The 15,444-nt window shown below is 64.6% G+C and carries 11 protein-coding genes, 5 pseudogenes and 2 riboswitches; of the genes and pseudogenes, 9 read left to right on the top strand and 7 right to left on the bottom strand.

Going from position 1 to position 15,444, the window contains the following annotated elements; genetic code table 11:
• Positions 1-43 precede the first annotated feature (43 nt).
• Positions 44-1,975, bottom strand: coding sequence for a monovalent cation:proton antiporter-2 (CPA2) family protein (locus A6W98_RS00320; protein WP_063490864.1), 1,932 nt, complete (start codon positions 1,973-1,975; stop codon positions 44-46).
• Between the two features lie 648 nt (positions 1,976-2,623).
• On the opposite strand from A6W98_RS00320, the gene A6W98_RS00315 reads away from it, so the two are divergent.
• The 4 genes and pseudogenes from A6W98_RS00315 to A6W98_RS20725 form a co-directional block, all read left to right on the top strand.
• Positions 2,624-4,381, top strand: coding sequence for an OFA family MFS transporter (locus A6W98_RS00315; RefSeq protein WP_231098327.1), 1,758 nt, complete (start codon positions 2,624-2,626; stop codon positions 4,379-4,381).
• 316 nt (positions 4,382-4,697) lie between these two features.
• A pseudogene (locus tag A6W98_RS20065) lies at positions 4,698-5,086 on the top strand (integrase core domain-containing protein); the annotation flags it as partial.
• Positions 5,087-5,422, top strand: a pseudogene (locus tag A6W98_RS00300) (integrase core domain-containing protein); the annotation flags it as partial.
• 98 nt (positions 5,423-5,520) lie between these two features.
• A pseudogene (locus A6W98_RS20725) lies at positions 5,521-5,738 on the top strand (IS5/IS1182 family transposase); the annotation flags it as partial.
• A 63-nt stretch (positions 5,739-5,801) separates the two neighbouring features.
• On the opposite strand, the gene A6W98_RS00295 reads toward A6W98_RS20725, so the two are convergent.
• Positions 5,802-6,878, bottom strand: a complete 1,077-nt coding sequence (locus A6W98_RS00295; RefSeq protein ID WP_042456373.1) for an FAD-binding oxidoreductase — start codon at positions 6,876-6,878, stop codon at positions 5,802-5,804.
• A gap of 4 nt (positions 6,879-6,882) precedes the next feature.
• Complete coding sequence (locus tag A6W98_RS00290; protein ID WP_042456370.1) at positions 6,883-8,109, bottom strand: aromatic ring-hydroxylating oxygenase subunit alpha; 1,227 nt, start codon at positions 8,107-8,109, stop codon at positions 6,883-6,885.
• 113 nt (positions 8,110-8,222) lie between these two features.
• Positions 8,223-8,420: riboswitch (cobalamin riboswitch) on the bottom strand.
• 117 nt (positions 8,421-8,537) lie between these two features.
• Positions 8,538-8,725, top strand: a riboswitch (cobalamin riboswitch).
• Positions 8,726-8,832: 107 nt separating this feature from the next.
• Here A6W98_RS00290 and nrdH point away from each other — a divergent pair.
• From nrdH to nrdF, 4 genes are read left to right on the top strand one after another with little or no spacing between them, the layout of a single operon-like run.
• Positions 8,833-9,054 (top strand): glutaredoxin-like protein NrdH, encoded by a 222-nt coding sequence (nrdH, locus tag A6W98_RS00285; RefSeq protein ID WP_042456367.1) that lies wholly within the window; start codon positions 8,833-8,835, stop codon positions 9,052-9,054.
• A 5-nt stretch (positions 9,055-9,059) separates the two neighbouring features.
• A complete protein-coding gene (nrdI, locus tag A6W98_RS00280) occupies positions 9,060-9,470 on the top strand; it encodes a class Ib ribonucleoside-diphosphate reductase assembly flavoprotein NrdI (protein WP_042456364.1) in 411 nt (136 codons plus the stop codon).
• Positions 9,455-11,608, top strand: coding sequence for a class 1b ribonucleoside-diphosphate reductase subunit alpha (nrdE, locus tag A6W98_RS00275; RefSeq protein WP_042456362.1), 2,154 nt, complete (start codon positions 9,455-9,457; stop codon positions 11,606-11,608). Before nrdI ends, nrdE begins: the two co-directional genes overlap by 16 nt.
• A gap of 11 nt (positions 11,609-11,619) precedes the next feature.
• Entirely contained in the window at positions 11,620-12,597 is a 978-nt protein-coding gene (gene nrdF, locus A6W98_RS00270; RefSeq protein ID WP_042456360.1) for a class 1b ribonucleoside-diphosphate reductase subunit beta, read from the top strand.
• A 211-nt stretch (positions 12,598-12,808) separates the two neighbouring features.
• Here nrdF and A6W98_RS20720 read toward each other — a convergent pair.
• From A6W98_RS20720 to A6W98_RS00260, 3 genes and pseudogenes are all read right to left on the bottom strand, one after another.
• Positions 12,809-13,024 (bottom strand): annotated as a pseudogene (locus tag A6W98_RS20720) (transposase); the annotation flags it as partial.
• Complete coding sequence (locus A6W98_RS00265) at positions 12,979-13,260, bottom strand: ArsC/Spx/MgsR family protein (protein WP_081251715.1); 282 nt, start codon at positions 13,258-13,260, stop codon at positions 12,979-12,981. The pseudogene A6W98_RS20720 and the gene A6W98_RS00265, both read right to left, overlap by 46 nt.
• A pseudogene (locus A6W98_RS00260) lies at positions 13,250-13,891 on the bottom strand (arsenic resistance protein); the annotation flags it as partial. The pseudogene A6W98_RS00260 and the gene A6W98_RS00265, both read right to left, overlap by 11 nt.
• Before the next feature lie 53 nt (positions 13,892-13,944).
• Here A6W98_RS00260 and A6W98_RS00255 point away from each other — a divergent pair.
• Positions 13,945-14,685 (top strand): MDR/zinc-dependent alcohol dehydrogenase-like family protein, encoded by a 741-nt coding sequence (locus A6W98_RS00255; protein WP_231098326.1) that lies wholly within the window; start codon positions 13,945-13,947, stop codon positions 14,683-14,685.
• A gap of 132 nt (positions 14,686-14,817) precedes the next feature.
• Here A6W98_RS00255 and A6W98_RS00250 read toward each other — a convergent pair whose 3' ends face one another.
• Entirely contained in the window at positions 14,818-15,408 is a 591-nt protein-coding gene (locus A6W98_RS00250) for a TetR/AcrR family transcriptional regulator (protein ID WP_042456356.1), read from the bottom strand.
• Between the last annotated feature and the right edge of the window lie 36 nt (positions 15,409-15,444).

The raw sequence follows: 15,444 nt of genomic DNA, 5'->3' as shown, positions 1-15,444 counted from the left end.
GGGCTCAGGTCGGCATCAGGGCCGCCGGGTTTCAGGTCTGGGTTCAGTTCTGGGTTCGGCCGGTCTGGCGTTCGGGGTTGCCGTCGGCCTCGGCCAGGATGTCGGCGGGAGAGGTCGTTTCGGTCTGGCTCCGGGGCGGCGGCGCTTCGTGCAGCAGGGTCTCGGCGAAGGCATGTTCCAGATCGGCCTGCAGCCGCCGGTTCAGCTCGATATAGTCGGCATTGTCCTCGAGCGGCACGCCCGGGCGCCAGACCTTGGCCAGATCGCGCAGCGCGGTCCGGTCGAAGGTGACCAGCGTGCGTTCCGCATTCTCGGCCTCGTAGGCGGACAGCCCCGAGCGTTCGAGCACCTGCCGCCCGCAGCGCAGCGCGCTGTCATAGACCTCGCGCACAGTCTCGTCGGCGCCGGCACGGTACAGCTCGAAGACATGTTCACGGTCGCGGGCGCGGGCGATGATGAACAGGTCGGGCCGGATCCGCCGGGCATAGCGCACCAGCGTCGTCGCGGCCTTGGCATCGCCGATGCAGACGACCAGCACCTCGGCGGTGTCGATGCCAGCAGAGGCCAGCAGCGCGGGCCGGGTCGCATCGCCGTAATAGGCCTTGAAGCCCAGCTTGCGGACCCGCCGCACCGCCCGCAGATCGTCGTCGATGGCGGTGGTCTTGCCGCCGGTCAGGGCGATCATCCGGTTCACCGTCAGTCCGAACCGGTCGATCCCGGCGATGATGACGGGATGGGTCTCGTCGATCGGGTCGGCCGCGGGCCGGGCGCCGCCGCGGCCCTGCAGCACCTTGGCGATCACGTCATGCAGGATGAAGAGCGCGGGCGTGATCAGCATCGACAGCGCGATGACCAGGCTCGACATGGTGACGATATCGGGCGGCATGATCCGCTGGGTCGAGGCAAAGCCCACCAGCACGAAGCCGAATTCCCCCGCCTGGGCGAGCCCCAGCGTGAACAGCCAGCGGCTCTGGCGGTCGAGCCGGAAGGCCATGGCGAGCCCGTAAAGCACCGCCACCTTGATCATCACGAGGCCCGTCACATAGACCGGCAGCAGGATCGGCGCGTCCCAGAACACCGAGAAATCCATCCCCGCGCCGACGGTGATGAAGAACAGCCCCAGCAGCAGGCCCTTGAACGGCTCGATCGAGCTTTCCAGCTCGTGGCGGAATTCCGAATTGGCCAGCACCACGCCCGCGAGGAAGGTGCCGAGCGCGGGCGAGAGCCCCACCATCAGCATCAGCGAGGCGATGCCCGCGACGATCACCAGCGCCATCGCCGTGTTCAGCTCGCGCAGCCGCGCCGCCTGCACATAGCGATAGAGCGGGCGCACCAGGTAATGGCCGGCCAGAACCGTGCCCGCGACCGCGCCCAGCGTGACCAGTGTCACCCCCCAGGCGGGCAGGCTTCCGATCAGATGCATCGCGCCATGGCCGCCCTCGGTGCCGGCGGCGCGGATCTCGGGCGAGGCGAGGAAGGGCATGATCGCCAGCATCGGGATGACCGCGATGTCCTGCATCAGAAGCACCGAGAAGGCGCTGCGCCCGCCGGGCGTGTTCATCAGCTTCTTCTCGGTCAGGGTCTGCAGGACGATGGCGGTCGAGGACAGCGAGAAGATCATGCCCATCGCCAGCGCCGATTGCCAGGTCTGGCCGAAGGCGATGGCGGCGGCTGTGACCAGCGCCACGGTGATCAGCACCTGCAACCCGCCCATGCCGACAAGCTTGTTTCGCATCGCCCAGAGCGCGCGTGGATCGAGCTCGAGCCCGATCAGGAACAGCATCATAACCACGCCGATTTCCGAGACGTGGCGGAGCGTCACCATCTCGGCGCCGACAAGGCCCAGCACTGGGCCCAGCATCAGCCCGATCAGAAGATAGCCCAGCACCGAGCCCAGTCCCAGCCGCGAGGCCAGAGGCACCGCAAGCACGATGCACAGCAGGTAGAGCGTTGCGTTTAGCAGAAAGCCTTCCATGTCCTGTCCTGGCGGGGGCTGCGCTGCCGCGCGGCCATCCGGCCGGGGCGCGACGGCGGCTGCGCGTCTTGGCGCAGCCTAGCGATTGACGCAGGTGCTGCAAGCTTCCGTCGGCCCGAACCCAGATGCGGCATTGCCGCAGAGGCGGTTTTTCGCAGCCGCAGCGCCGTCGGAAACACGGTGAGGGCAGAGCTGGTCCCCATCTACCTGAGAGGATCCGGCGTGATCCAGGCTGCGCCGATCTGTTTGATGTGAGCTGATCCTGCACAGCCCCCGAGGTTGACCGCTGGACACTCGAATGTTCCGGTCGTTTCCCGATGGCAGGCTGCTGGCGCTATCGTGGGAATGCAGGGGGATCAGGAGTTTCCAGCCGATTTGACGGCGCCCGAAATCATTGCCATCGGCTCTGCGACATCCGCGCAAGCGAGCCCCCGGGAGCTGTTCCCCGATGGCAGGAGATTATCGCGGCACGCCCGAAATGACGTGCCGTTTCGCATCGAGGCTCTCCGTCGGACATTCGTCCGAGTTGACAGCGTCTTTCCTGCTTCGCAGGCTCCTTCGGCATGGTCTGACATGCGGGTCGGGTTCCGGACGGGCGCGGGGAGGGCGCTTCCGGTCAGCGCGGCTCTGATAAAGGGAGGGACTGACATGACGAAGGACATGGCGGGCGGGAGCCGAGGCTCCGGCGCGTATCGGGGGCTGCTCGGCATCCTGCACAAGGATCACATCGTCGCGCCCGAGGGCTTCAACAGGTGGCTGGTGCCGCCGGCCTCCATCGCGATCCATCTCTGCATCGGCTCGGTCTATGCCTGGTCGGTGTTCAACCCGGCGCTGTCGCGGCAACTCGGCGTGGTGGCGCCGGCGGCCGAGGACTGGTCGCTGGGCGCGGTGGTCTGGATCTTCTCGGTGGCCATCGTGTTCCTCGGCCTCTCGGCGGCCTTCGCGGGCAAGTGGCTGGAGCAGGTCGGCCCGCGCATGGTGGGCGTGGTCGCGGCGCTTTTGTGGGGCGGCGGGTTCATCGTCGGCTCGGCGGGGATCGCGACGCATCAGCTCTGGCTGCTCTATCTCGGTTATGGCGTGCTCGGCGGCTGCGGGCTGGGGCTGGGCTATGTCTCGCCGGTCTCGACGCTGATCCGCTGGTTCCCGGACCGGCGCGGCATGGCCACGGGCATCGCGATCATGGGCTTCGGCGGCGGCGCGATGATCGCGGCCCCCCTGAAGGGCTGGCTGCTGAACCTCTTCGAACGTGCGCCCGCCTATCTGGGCCCGCGCGAGGCGGTGGCGACGGTGACCGAGGGCGGCCGTCTCTTTGCCGAAACGGCCAGCGGACGGCTCGAGGTGGTGATCGCCTCCGCGGCGCAGGCGGCGGAACTGCCCGGCGGCGGCGAGGCCGGGGTCTATGTCGTCGGCACCGGCGATACCGGCGCGGCGGCGACCTTCCTCGTGCTGGGGGTGGCCTATCTGGTGGTGATGACGATCGCGGCCTTCAGCTACCGCGTCCCGCGCGAGGGCTGGGTGCCCGAGGGATGGCAGCCGAAGCCGGTGGCATCGGGCATGATCACCCAGAAGAACGTGCATATCGACCAGGCGCTGAAGACCCCGCAATTCTGGAAGCTCTGGGTGATGCTCTGCTTCAACGTGACGGCGGGGATCGGGGTGATCGGGGTCGCCAAGACGATGATGTCGGATATCTACGGCACCACGATGCCCTGGATCGTGACCGGCGCCTTCGCCTCGACCTACGTGCTGATGATCTCGGTCTTCAACATGCTGGGCCGGTTCTTCTGGGCCTCGGCCTCGGACTATATCGGGCGCAAGCTCACCTATGCGACCTTCTTCCTGCTGGGCACGATCCTGTACCTGTCGATCCCGTTCTTCGCGACGGCCGGGGCGGCGAACCCGTCGATACTCTATCTTGCCGGCTTCTACATCGCCACGATGATCATCTTCTCGATGTATGGCGGCGGCTTCGCGACGATCCCGGCCTATCTGGCCGACATGTTCGGCACGATGCATGTGGGCGGCATCCATGGGCGGCTGCTGACGGCCTGGTCGACGGCGGGCGTGCTGGGGCCGCTGGCGATCACCTCGCTCAGGCAGATGTCGGTGGGCAATGCCATCGAGGATCTGGCGGCAAAGGTCGATCCCGAGGCCTTCCGCGCGGCCTTCGGTGCGCCTGTCGCGCAGTTGCAGGAGCTGGTGGCGGCCAAGACCGTGACCATCGCCAAGCTGATGGAGATCGCGCCGCCCGGCACCGTCGACCCGACGCCGGGGCTCTACAACACGACGATGTACTGCATGGCGGCACTGCTGGTCGTGGCCTTCTTCGCCAATCTCGCGATCCGGCCGGTGCGCGAGCGCCATCACCACAACGAGCCGGAACTGGCCGCTGTGCCGGTCGAGTGATCCCGTCCCCCGGGGCGCGTGCCTGAGCGCGCCCCGGCTCCGTGTGCCAAAGGATGCGAAAGTGGGGGCGCTCGGCACAACATGTTCTAGCTGTCTGATCCCACGGTTTGTTGGTGCGATCCATTCGGCGGAATGGAAGGAACCCCTATGAGACGTTCGCCACGACCACGTCCGCCGTCAGAGCTGTAATGAACAGTGATCGCAAGCTTCGGCTGCTGCGCCACGTCGGGAATACCGCCTATCGGTCGGTCGAGAACGAAGCCTGGCCCGCCGCCAACGGCATGGTGAGTGAGATCCACCGCAAGAAGCTGTGCGGCTGGCGGTGCTGCACAACGACGTGCTGCCTTTCTACCGTGCCCTGGATCTGCCGGGGAAGGTGGTGCTGACGGATAACGGCCGCGAATTCTGCGGCACCGAAAAGCATCCCTACGAGCTCTATCTCGAGATCAACGCCATCAAGCACCGCCGCACCAAGTCCGGACGCCGAAGACCAACGGCTTCGTCGAGCGGTTCAACGGCACGGTACTCGAGGAGTTCTTCCGCGTGAAGATGCGCGAGACCTTCTACGAGACCGTCGAGGCGCTCTAGGCCGATCTCGACGCCTGGCTCGTCCACTACAACACTGAGCGCCCCCATCTGGGCTGTCGGAACATGTGGAGACGGCCCATCGAAACCGTCATGTCGTTCGTCAGTCAAGAAGGTTAAGTGGACACATTGAACCAGATCATAGAATGGCGGGGCGCGCCTCGCACCATTCGCGTCGACAACAACCCAGAATACATAAGTGGCTCCCTCATGGAATGGGCCGAGCAGCAGGGCATCGCCCTGACCTACATCCAGCCCGGCAAGCCACAGCAGAACGCCTATGTCGAGCGTTACAACCGGACGGGTCGGCACGAGTGGCTGGACCTCCATCTCTTCGAAACCATCGACGAGGTGCAGCAGATTGCCACCGAGTGGCTCTGATCATACAGCAATGAGCGCCCGTACATGGGCAACGGCGGCATGACGCCCACCCCGAAACTGAACATGGCCGCGTGAATTCTACGACCAAGCCCCCGCAAAAATAGGGGGATTACCTTCGGACCTGAGGGAGTCATGTCTTCACTCTCGCTCCGGCGCCGGAACGAGGAGCGACGCTTTGCGCCATCAAGCGCCTTGGACGGACCATCTGGCGACGGTGGAGCGGCTATCGCCGCCGCAGCCGCGCAGAGACGAAGATGAACGGCATGAAGGTGCTCGGCCAGAAGCTCATGGCGCGAGACTTCGTCCGCCAGACAGCCGAACTCCACGTCCGCATCGCCATCCTGAACCGCCTTACCCCCTCGGCATCCCCGGCACTCACCCCGTCGGCTAACCTCGGCGCGGGAACGGGGGCGTTCGGGCTGCAGACGTTCCGAGCAAGAGGGCCACGGGATTGTCACACATCGACCGACACCTTTCCAATCGGGTTGGAGCAACAGGCAAGGATGTATCCCGCTTCAACATCGTCCTCGGAGATGCCGCCATTGTGGACCATGTGCACCTCGCCCGAAAGCTTCCGGATCCTGCAGGTGCCGCAGACGCCGAAGGTGCACCCGGAGGGGATGTTCAGCCCGTTGGCGCGGGCGGCGGCGAGGATCGTGTCGGTCTCGGCCACTTTCACCGTGACGCCGGAGGCGGCAAAGGTCAGCTCGACCTGCGCGCTCTCATCCGGAACGACGTCGTCGAGTTCCGTAAGGTCGGCTTCGGTCGTCGCGGGGGCCTGGAAGCTCTCCTGGTGGTAGCGGTCCATGTCGTAGCCAAGCCCCTGCAGCGCCTCGCGGACCGCACGCATGAAGGGCTCGGGGCCACAGCAGAACACCTCGCGCTCGAGGTAATCGGGCGCCATCAGACCCAGCATCAACTGGTTGAATTGTCCCTGGAAGCCGATCCAGGGCGCGTAGCGGTCCGGTCTTTCCACAACCCATTTCAGGTCGATCCCCGGCACACGCGACGCCATGTGTTCCAGCCGTTCGCGGAAGATGATCTCGCCCGGTCTGCGGGCACAGTTGACGAAGACGATATCCGGCTCCAGGCCCAGATCGAACATGTAGGTCGTCATCGACATCACCGGCGTGATGCCGGAGCCGGCCGAGATGAAGAGGTATTTCTCTGCCGGGTGGTTGAGGTGGCTGAAGACGCCCGCGGGCCCGAGCGCCCTGACCCGTGTTCCGGGCGTGAGGTTGTCGAGCAGCCAGCGCGTGCCGAGGCTGTCCGGCTGGGCCTTGGTCGTGATCGAGATCGAGCGCGGCCGCGACGGCGAGGAGGAGATCGTGTAGGTCCGGTGCACGGTCCCGCCCGGCATCGGGATTTCCAGCGTCAGGAACTGTCCCGGCAGAAAGTCGAACAGCGCCCCCGACGGCGCCCGGAAAGTGAAGGTCGCCGTATTGGGAACCTCGGGAATGACCGAGACGCATTCCAGCATCTCATTGTCCGACCAGATCGCCCGGTCCGGAAGGGTCGACAAGTCGTTCATGGGCTCACTCCGCTGCCAGGGCGACGGAACCGAGCCGTCCGGTCATGGTGTTGCAATACCAGTCGACGAAGCCCATCACCCCGGTCTCGTGAACCGGCGAATAGGGCCCGGGCTCGTAGGCCGGCGAGTCGATGCCTTGCTGGTTGTCCTCCACCACGCGCCGGTCCTCGTCATTGGTGACCGTCCAGACCTCCGTCAGGCGCGTGAGGTCGTAGTCCCGCCCCTCGACGGCCTCCTTGTGGACAAGCCATTTGGTCGTCACTTCGGTGGTCGTCGCCGTCAGCGGCGTGATCCGGAACAGGATGGAATGATCCGGAAGGAAATGGTTCCATGTCGTCGGGTAGTGGTATTTCAGCAGGGTTCCCGCCGTATCGTCCCGCACCCGTCCGAGGATGCGGGTGACTGCGGGCTTGAGGTCCATCGTGAAGCTTCTGGCCCCGGGCAGAAGCGGCATGCGCGCCAGCCGGTACTGGAAATCGGAGGACATCCGGAACTGCGCGGGATAGCCCTGCGCCTCCATGCGGTCGAAATGCGCCTGCAGATGCGGTGGGGTCGCGCCCTCCTTGATACCGGTCACGGTCGGATCGTCGGTGAAGGAACGGCAGAGGCCCGGGTGATTGCCGCCGCAATGGTAGCACTCGCGATTGTTCTCCCAGACCAGCTTCCAGTTGCCGTTCTCGACGATGGTCGACTCGAAGGCGACCTTGGCATCGGTCAGGTCATGCACGGCCAGATAGGGCCGGGCGAGATCGGCGAAGGCATCGAAATCGGGGGCGGCATCGGCAAGGCAGATGTAGACGAGGCCCTCCAGTTCACGACAGTGAACCGGTTTCAGCCCATGCGCCGAGGCGTCGAAATCGGGGCCCATGTCCCGCGCCCAGAGGAGCCGGCCGTCAAGCTCGTAGGTCCATTGGTGATAGGGGCAGACGAGCTTCGGCAGGTTGCCCTTCGCGCCCTTGCAGATGATCGAGCCGCGATGGCGGCAGGAATTGTGGAAGGCGCGGATCGTCCCGTCCTGACCGCGCACGAGGATCACGCGGTAGGCGCCAACCTTGTGCGTGACGAAAGATCCCGGCTTTTCAAGCTCGCAGGCCGGGATCGCGAAGAGCCAGTCGCGATACCAGATGGTCTCCAGATCCGCCTCGAAAATGGCGGGATCGGTGTAGAAGGGCCGCTCGAGCGCATAGCCCGGTTTGCGTTCGGCCAGAAGACGCGGAAGATCGTGTTTCATCTGCGGTGTTCCTGCCCGCGCCCCGCGGGTCGAATGCTGGGGCGGAGGACGGGCAGTGCCGGGAGGGATGGCGTCCGGCCACCCCCACACGGGCGTCTGCACCGCCACCCGCGGTTGACGTCTCATGCAAGGCTGGTTTCCGGACTTCGGGCATGGCCTTCTGGCCAGGCATGACGCCTTCCCGGAGCATGTCGCCCCAGTGGTTTTCGCCATGCCCTTCGCGCCGTTACCGTTGCGGGGGCAGTGCCGGAATTGCACCGGCTTCCCAATTCTCCGCTGTCACCAGCGGCACCTTGCCCTTTCTGTTTACCAAGCCGGCCTCCCGCAGCTTACACGAAAACGACTTCGTCGAGCTGGAAAGCGCCACGCCCAAGGGCGTTCTTTGGCGAAACCAATACCTATATATTGACACCAATCGTCGCAGCCCCTCAATATGCAGATGCTTTGGTGCCCGCGACTCGCGTCAAGGGCCAAGAGGGAAGCCGGTGCAAATCCGGCACTGCCCCCGCAACTGTAAGCGGCGAGCGACGCTGACACGCCACTGGGATGCGTCCCGGGAAGGCCGGCCGAGCAACGACCCGCAAGCCAGGAAACCTGCCAGAGCGCAAAAGATGACGACCGAAGGCGGAGGGCCTCGGGGCGCACATGCGAGATTGGCAGACGACACCATTCGTCACGCCAGGCTGTGTCCCTTGCCTGAAGAACAATGAAAGGGGACCAGCAATGTCCATCATCGTCTATTCCAAGCCGGCCTGCGTGCAATGTACGGCCACCACCCGCGCGCTCGAGGCCCGCGGCCTTCCCTACGAGCTGATCGACCTGACCGAGGACGACAAGGCTTTCGCCCATGTCTCGGAACTGGGCTACCGGCAGTTGCCGGTCGTGGTCGCGGGCAAGGATCACTGGGCGGGCTTCCGTCCCGACCTGATCGGCCGGCTGGCCTGAGCGCCATGGCGGGGCTCGTCTATTTTTCCTCACGCTCGGGCAACACGGCGCGCTTCGTCGAGCGGCTGGGCCTGCCTGCGGTGCGGATCCCGATCTCGGGCGACGATCTGCCCCGCCCCGATACGCCCTTCGCGCTGATCTGCCCGACCTATGCCGATGGCGAAGGGCGCGGCGCGGTGCCGAAACAGGTAATCCGCTTTCTCAACGACCCCGCACGGCGCGCGCTCCTGCGGGGCGTGATCGCCAGCGGCAACCGCAATTTCGGCACCACCTATGCGCTGTCCGGCGAGGTCATCTCGCGCAAGTGCAGGGTGCCGGTGCTCTACCGTTTCGAGCTTGCCGGCACCGATACCGATATCGCCCGCGTTCGCGATGGGTTGGACAAATTCTGGGAGATGGAATGCTTGACCGTGTAACCGACGCAAAACCGGCAAAGCCCGACAGCACGCTCGACTACCACGCGCTGAACGCGATGTTGAACCTCTATGACGAGGACGGGACCATCCGTTTCGAGGCCGACCGCATGGCCGCGCGGCAGTATTTCCTGCAGCACGTCAACCGGAACACGGTCTTCTTCCACTCGCTCGACGAGAAGCTCGGCTATCTCGTGGACGAGGGGTATTACGAGGCCGACGTGCTTGACCAGTATCCGCGCGCCTTCCTGCATCGGATCTGGGACGCGGCCTATGCCAGGAAGTTCCGCTTTCCGACCTTCCTCGGGGCCTTCAAATACTACACCAGCTACACGCTGAAGACCCGCGACGGGCAGCGCTACCTCGAGCGCTACGAGGACCGCGTGGTCATGGTCGCGCTCGCGCTCGCCCGCGGCGACGAGGCGCTGGCCATGTCCTTCATGGACGAGATCATCTCGGGACGGTTCCAGCCCGCCACGCCCACCTTCCTGAATGCCGGGAAAAAGTCGCGGGGCGAGCTGATCTCGTGCTTCCTTCTCAGGGTCGAGGACAACATGGAGTCCATCGGCCGCGCCATCAATTCCGCGCTGCAACTCAGCAAGCGCGGCGGGGGCGTGGCCCTGATGCTGACCAATATCCGCGAGCATGGCGCCCCCATCAAGGGCATCGAGAACCAGTCCTCGGGCGTGATCCCCGTGATGAAGCTTCTCGAGGATTCCTTCTCCTATGCCAACCAGCTGGGCGCGCGGCAGGGGGCGGGAGCGGTCTACCTGAATGCCCATCACCCCGACATCCTGCGCTTTCTCGACACCAAGCGCGAGAACGCGGACGAGAAGATCCGCATCAAGACGCTGAGCCTCGGCGTGGTGATCCCCGACGTGACCTTCGAACTCGCCAAGCAGAACGAGGAAATGTATCTGTTCTCGCCGCATGACGTCGAGAAGGTCTACGGCATGCCCTTCTCGGACATCTCGGTGACCGAGAAATACGACGAGATGGTCGGCGACAAGCGCATCCGCAAGCAGAAGATCAACGCGCGCGAATTCTTCCAGACGCTGGCCGAGATCCAGTTCGAAAGCGGCTACCCCTACATCATGTTCGAGGACACGGTGAACCGCGCGAACCCTGTCGCGGGGCGGATCGCCATGTCGAACCTGTGCTCCGAGATCCTGCAGGTGAACGAGGCCAGCGCGTTCAACGACGACCTCAGCTATCGCCATCTCGGCACCGACATTTCCTGCAATCTCGGATCGCTGAACATCGCGGCCACGATGGACGGGCCGGATTTCGGCGGCACTGTCGAGGCCGCCATCCGTGCGCTGACTGCGGTGTCCGAGATGTCGGCCATCGACTCGGTCCCGTCGATCCGGCGCGGCAATGACGAGGCCCATGCGGTGGGCCTTGGCCAGATGAACCTGCACGGCTTCCTTGCGCGCGAGCGTATTCATTACGGCAGCCCGGAAGGCATCGACTTCACCCGCGCCTATTTCGCCGCCGTGGCCTATCACGCGATCCGCGCCTCGAATGCGCTGGCGCGGGAAAAAGGGCAAAGCTTCAAGGGCTTCGAAGCATCGAAATACGCCGATGGCACGTTCTTCGAGAAATATGTCACCCGGGACTGGCGCCCCGAAACCGACACCGTGCGCGACCTCTTCGCGCGTTTCGGCGTCGATCTGCCCAGCCGAGAGGACTGGGCCCAGCTGAAACAGGCGGTGAGCAAGGACGGGCTCTACAATCGCAACCTTCAGGCGGTGCCGCCGACCGGCTCGATCAGCTACATCAACAACTCCACCTCCTCGATCCACCCGATCGTCTCGAAGATCGAGATCCGCAAAGAGGGCAAGATCGGCCGCGTCTACTACCCGGCGCCCTTCATGACGAACGAGACGCTCGAATTCTACCGCGATGCCTACGAAATCGGCCCCGAGGCGCTGATCGAGACCTATGCAGCCGCGACCGAGCATGTCGATCAGGGCCTGTCCCTGACCCTGTTCTTCCCGGCCGAGGCCACGACGCGGGACATCAACCGCGCCCAGATCCTCGCCTGGAAGAAAGGCATCAAGACCATCTACTATGTCCGCCTGCGCCAGACCGCCCTCGAAGGGACCGAAGTGCAGGGCTGCGTGTCCTGCACGCTTTGAGGGAGGAACCCATGAAAGACATGATCGACCAGACCCGCGCCGTTCCCCGCGCGATCAACTGGAACCGGCTGCAGGACGAAAAGGACCTGGAGGTCTGGAACCGCCTCACGGTCAATTTCTGGCTGCCGGAAAAGGTGCCGCTGTCGAATGACGTGCAGAGCTGGTCCACGCTCCGGCCCGAAGAAAGGCAGCTGACCATCCGGGTCTTCACCGGCCTCACGCTTCTCGACACGATCCAGGGCGCGGTGGGCGCGCCCGCGATGATGCGCGATGCGCTGACCCCCCATGAGGAAGCGGTGCTGACCAACATCGCCTTCATGGAGTCCGTGCACGCGCGCAGCTATTCCTCGGTCTTCTCGACGCTTTGCCAGACGCGCGAGGTGGACGAAGCTTTCCGCTGGTCGGAGGAAAACCCGCACCTTCAGGACAAGGCCCGCCTGATCCTCGGGAAATACGATGCCGCGGGCGACCCGCTGAAGCGAAAGATCGCCAGCGTGTTCCTCGAGTCCTTTCTGTTCTATTCGGGCTTCTACCTGCCGATGTACTGGTCGAGCCGCGGCAAGCTGACCAATACCGCCGACCTCATCCGCCTCATCATCCGCGACGAGGCGATTCATGGCTATTATATCGGCTACAAGTTCCAGCGCGCCGCGGAACATCTGCCCGAGGCCGAACGCGCTGCGCTGAAGGATTTCGCCTTCGCGCTTATGTTCGATCTTTACGAGATCGAGGCAAAATACACCGAGGAGCTTTACGACGGCATCGGCCTGACCGAGGACGTGAAGGCGTTCCTGCACTACAATGCGAACAAGGCCCTACAGAATCTCGGCTTTGAGGCGTTGTTCCCGCCCGCGGCCTGCGAGGTGAACGCGGCGATCTTGGCTGCGCTGTCACCTGACAGCGAGAACCACGACTTCTTCTCCGGATCCGGTTCGTCCTATGTCATCGGCAAGGCGGTCGCCACCGAAGACGAGGATTGGGATTTCTGATGTTTCAGACCCCTGTCAGGTCAGCCCCGGACGCGCCGCGCCAGATGGATGAAGCCTGAGAAATATTCCGGTCGCTCCCCCGTACGGAGGCCCGGATGGATGCTCTTGGTCGGGCCGGGTCCGAGCGCTATCGCACCGTCGCTGTAGACCGGCTCGCCGCGGCGTGATGACCCGTGCTTCCGGGGGCGTCCCGGAAAGGACCCGGGGATCATTTCAGCGCCGAACGGTCGGAGCCCCCAAGCGCCGTCACCGCGGTGCTGTCGACAAGCAGGTTCAAGGGCTTGCCGGTGCGGCGATACGGGATCTGCACACCGATCCGTGCCTAGCGTTGGCACGGCGTCGAATAATCCGGCACCGGCCAGTCGAGCCCAGCCATCCGGATCAGGCTCTCGACCAGCCCGACCGCTTGCCTAAGCGGAAGGGACCAGTATCGGGGGTATCGAGGATTCCGAGCACCGTCTCGGACGGCTGGCAGAGCTTCATGCCTTTTCCGGTGATGGCGATGTGGCGATTGATCAGGATCGGATGCATCATCATCGCGTCTAAGAGCTTGGCATCTGCGAGCGAAGGGTCATCGAGGCCGAGTTCTTCGAAGGGGGGGCTTGCGGCGCAGCAGGTCGCAGGGTGAGATGAGCGGCACGCGCAGCCACTAGGCCGCGCCATAGGCGAGCGCAAAGATGCCGTAGCTCTGGGTCAGGATCGGGGCGGCAATCAGCATGATCGTCAGCGGCCGGTTCAGGATCACGCCGCCCTGAAGTCCGAAGAGGATAGCGACCGTCGCCACCAGCCCGATGATCGAGGCGGGCTTCACCCGGGCGGTGAACGCTTCGATCCGCGCCTTCGACCCCAGCGCGCGGCGCGTCGCGAGCCCGGCTGCGAGCGGCAGCACCACATAGAGAAGCGTGGCGAGCACGAGAGTCTTCCACGGCGCCTCGATCTCGGTCACGCCCAGCAGCGGCGCCACGATGGGCGCGAATGCGACGAGCATGATGAGATCGTTCACCGAGACCTGCACGAGCGTGTAGGTTTCGTCCCCGCGTGTCAGCTGCGACCAGACGAAGACCATGGCGGTGCAGGGCGCCGCCCCGAGCAGGATCAGCCCCGCCACGTATTGCGCGGCATCCTCGGGCGCGAACACCACGTCGAAGAAAAGTACCGCGAGCCCGGCCATGGTGAATGGCTTGACCAGCCAGTTGACCGCCAGCGTCACGAGCAGCCCCTTGGGCTGCCGGGCGACGCCTGACACCGCGCCGAAATCGACGCCGACCATCATCGGATAGACCATCGCCCAGATATGCCCATCGGATTTCGCTGCCGGCCGTCGCGGGATACGAAGGTGTCGGGCGCGTGGTCGAAGCTCCGGACAGCCTCTCTCACATGGTTGGTCGTCGTGTCCTGCCCCTGCGCGGTGAAGGCACCTGGCAGACCCTGGTGGATTGTCCCGCCCATCATGCCGTGGAGGTGCCCGAGGCGGTTCCCGACCTCGTTGCGGCGCGGGCGTATATCAATCCGATGGCCGCTGCCACGATGCTTCGGCTCTGGCCTGTCCGTGACAAGGTGGTGCTCCTCAGTGGCGCGGGATCGAGCTGTTCCGAACACTTGGGACGCTGGGCGATAAGCCAGGGAGCCAAGCGGGTCATGGGGATCTATCGTTCGGAGAACCGAAAAGACCGGTTGCACCGGATGGGCATCGAACCGATCTCGACAGCCAATATCAGCGCCATTTTGACCGCCTCTGCCCAAGCCGACGTCGCATTCGACGCCCTCGGTGGCGACATCGCGAGATGTGTTCTGGAACGAATGCGCGGAGAAACGGATTTTGTTGCCTACGGCCTTCTGACGGGCAAGCCGGTCAATATCGGGGCCGGGGTCAGGGCGACCTATCACCGGTTTCACATGCGGGATCACTTCCCGGTTTTGGCGGGACGGGGCATGCAGGCTGCATTTGCCGAAATTTGGCCGTTGCTCGCAGAGGCCCCGCCTTCACCCCCACGGGTTTTCCCGGCCCAGGAGTGGCGGCAGGCCCTTGCGGAGGCCGAAAAACCGGGTGGCCAGAAACCGATACTCGATCTGTCCAGCCTCGCCTGACTAAGGGCAGCAATGTCTGCTCTCCGGACCTTCGTGCCACGACGGCATGCTGCGGCGTAGGTGAACGGCCGCTTCTGTGATCAGCTGGCGGCATGGGGCCGGGGCTCTCAACGGCCGCTATGCGGACCATGCCTACTCGGAATGCGGCAAGCCATCGGTAAGCCAGGCGATCATCCTCTTTATGTGCCCGTCGCGCAACTCGGTGACCGGGTAGAGCGTGTCGAGGTCGTCGAAGGTGGCAAACATCTCGCGCGACATCGACAGGGTCACGATCGGTCCGAAGAGCAGATGCTCGAACACGGCACGGTCCAGATCGACGAACGCACCCGCCTCGACGCCGTCGTCGATCAGGGAGAGGACGATATTTTCCTGGGGCAAGATGAAGTCCCGGTGGAACCCGCGCGCGACCTTGGGAAAGCTGCGCGACACTTCTGCGATGAGGGGCGACATCCGGCCGACGCGCGAGAAGATGATGGTGTCGTATGAGGAGGAGATCACCCTTGCCATCCTCTCGGTATGGGGCAAGGTCTGGTCGGTCGCGATGCCCCGGAGCCGCTCGATCGCCGCGGCATAGCCATGGGCCACGCAGGCGGCGAAGAGGTCCTCCTTGCCCGGGAAATGATGATAGAGCGAGGCCTTCGTGATGCCGGCGGCCTCGGCGACGCGGCTCATCGAGGTCGCGGCAAAGCCGTTCTCGAGAAAGAGGTCCGTCGCGAGATCCATGATTTCGTGTCGACGCTCTCGATTTTGTTTTTTTGC

This window comes from Rhodovulum sulfidophilum DSM 1374 (genome assembly GCF_001633165.1).
GTDB classification, from domain to species: Bacteria; Pseudomonadota; Alphaproteobacteria; order Rhodobacterales; family Rhodobacteraceae; genus Rhodovulum; species Rhodovulum sulfidophilum.
Note: the sequence above shows the minus strand (reverse complement) of the source record. Positions and strands in the feature narration are given on the sequence as shown.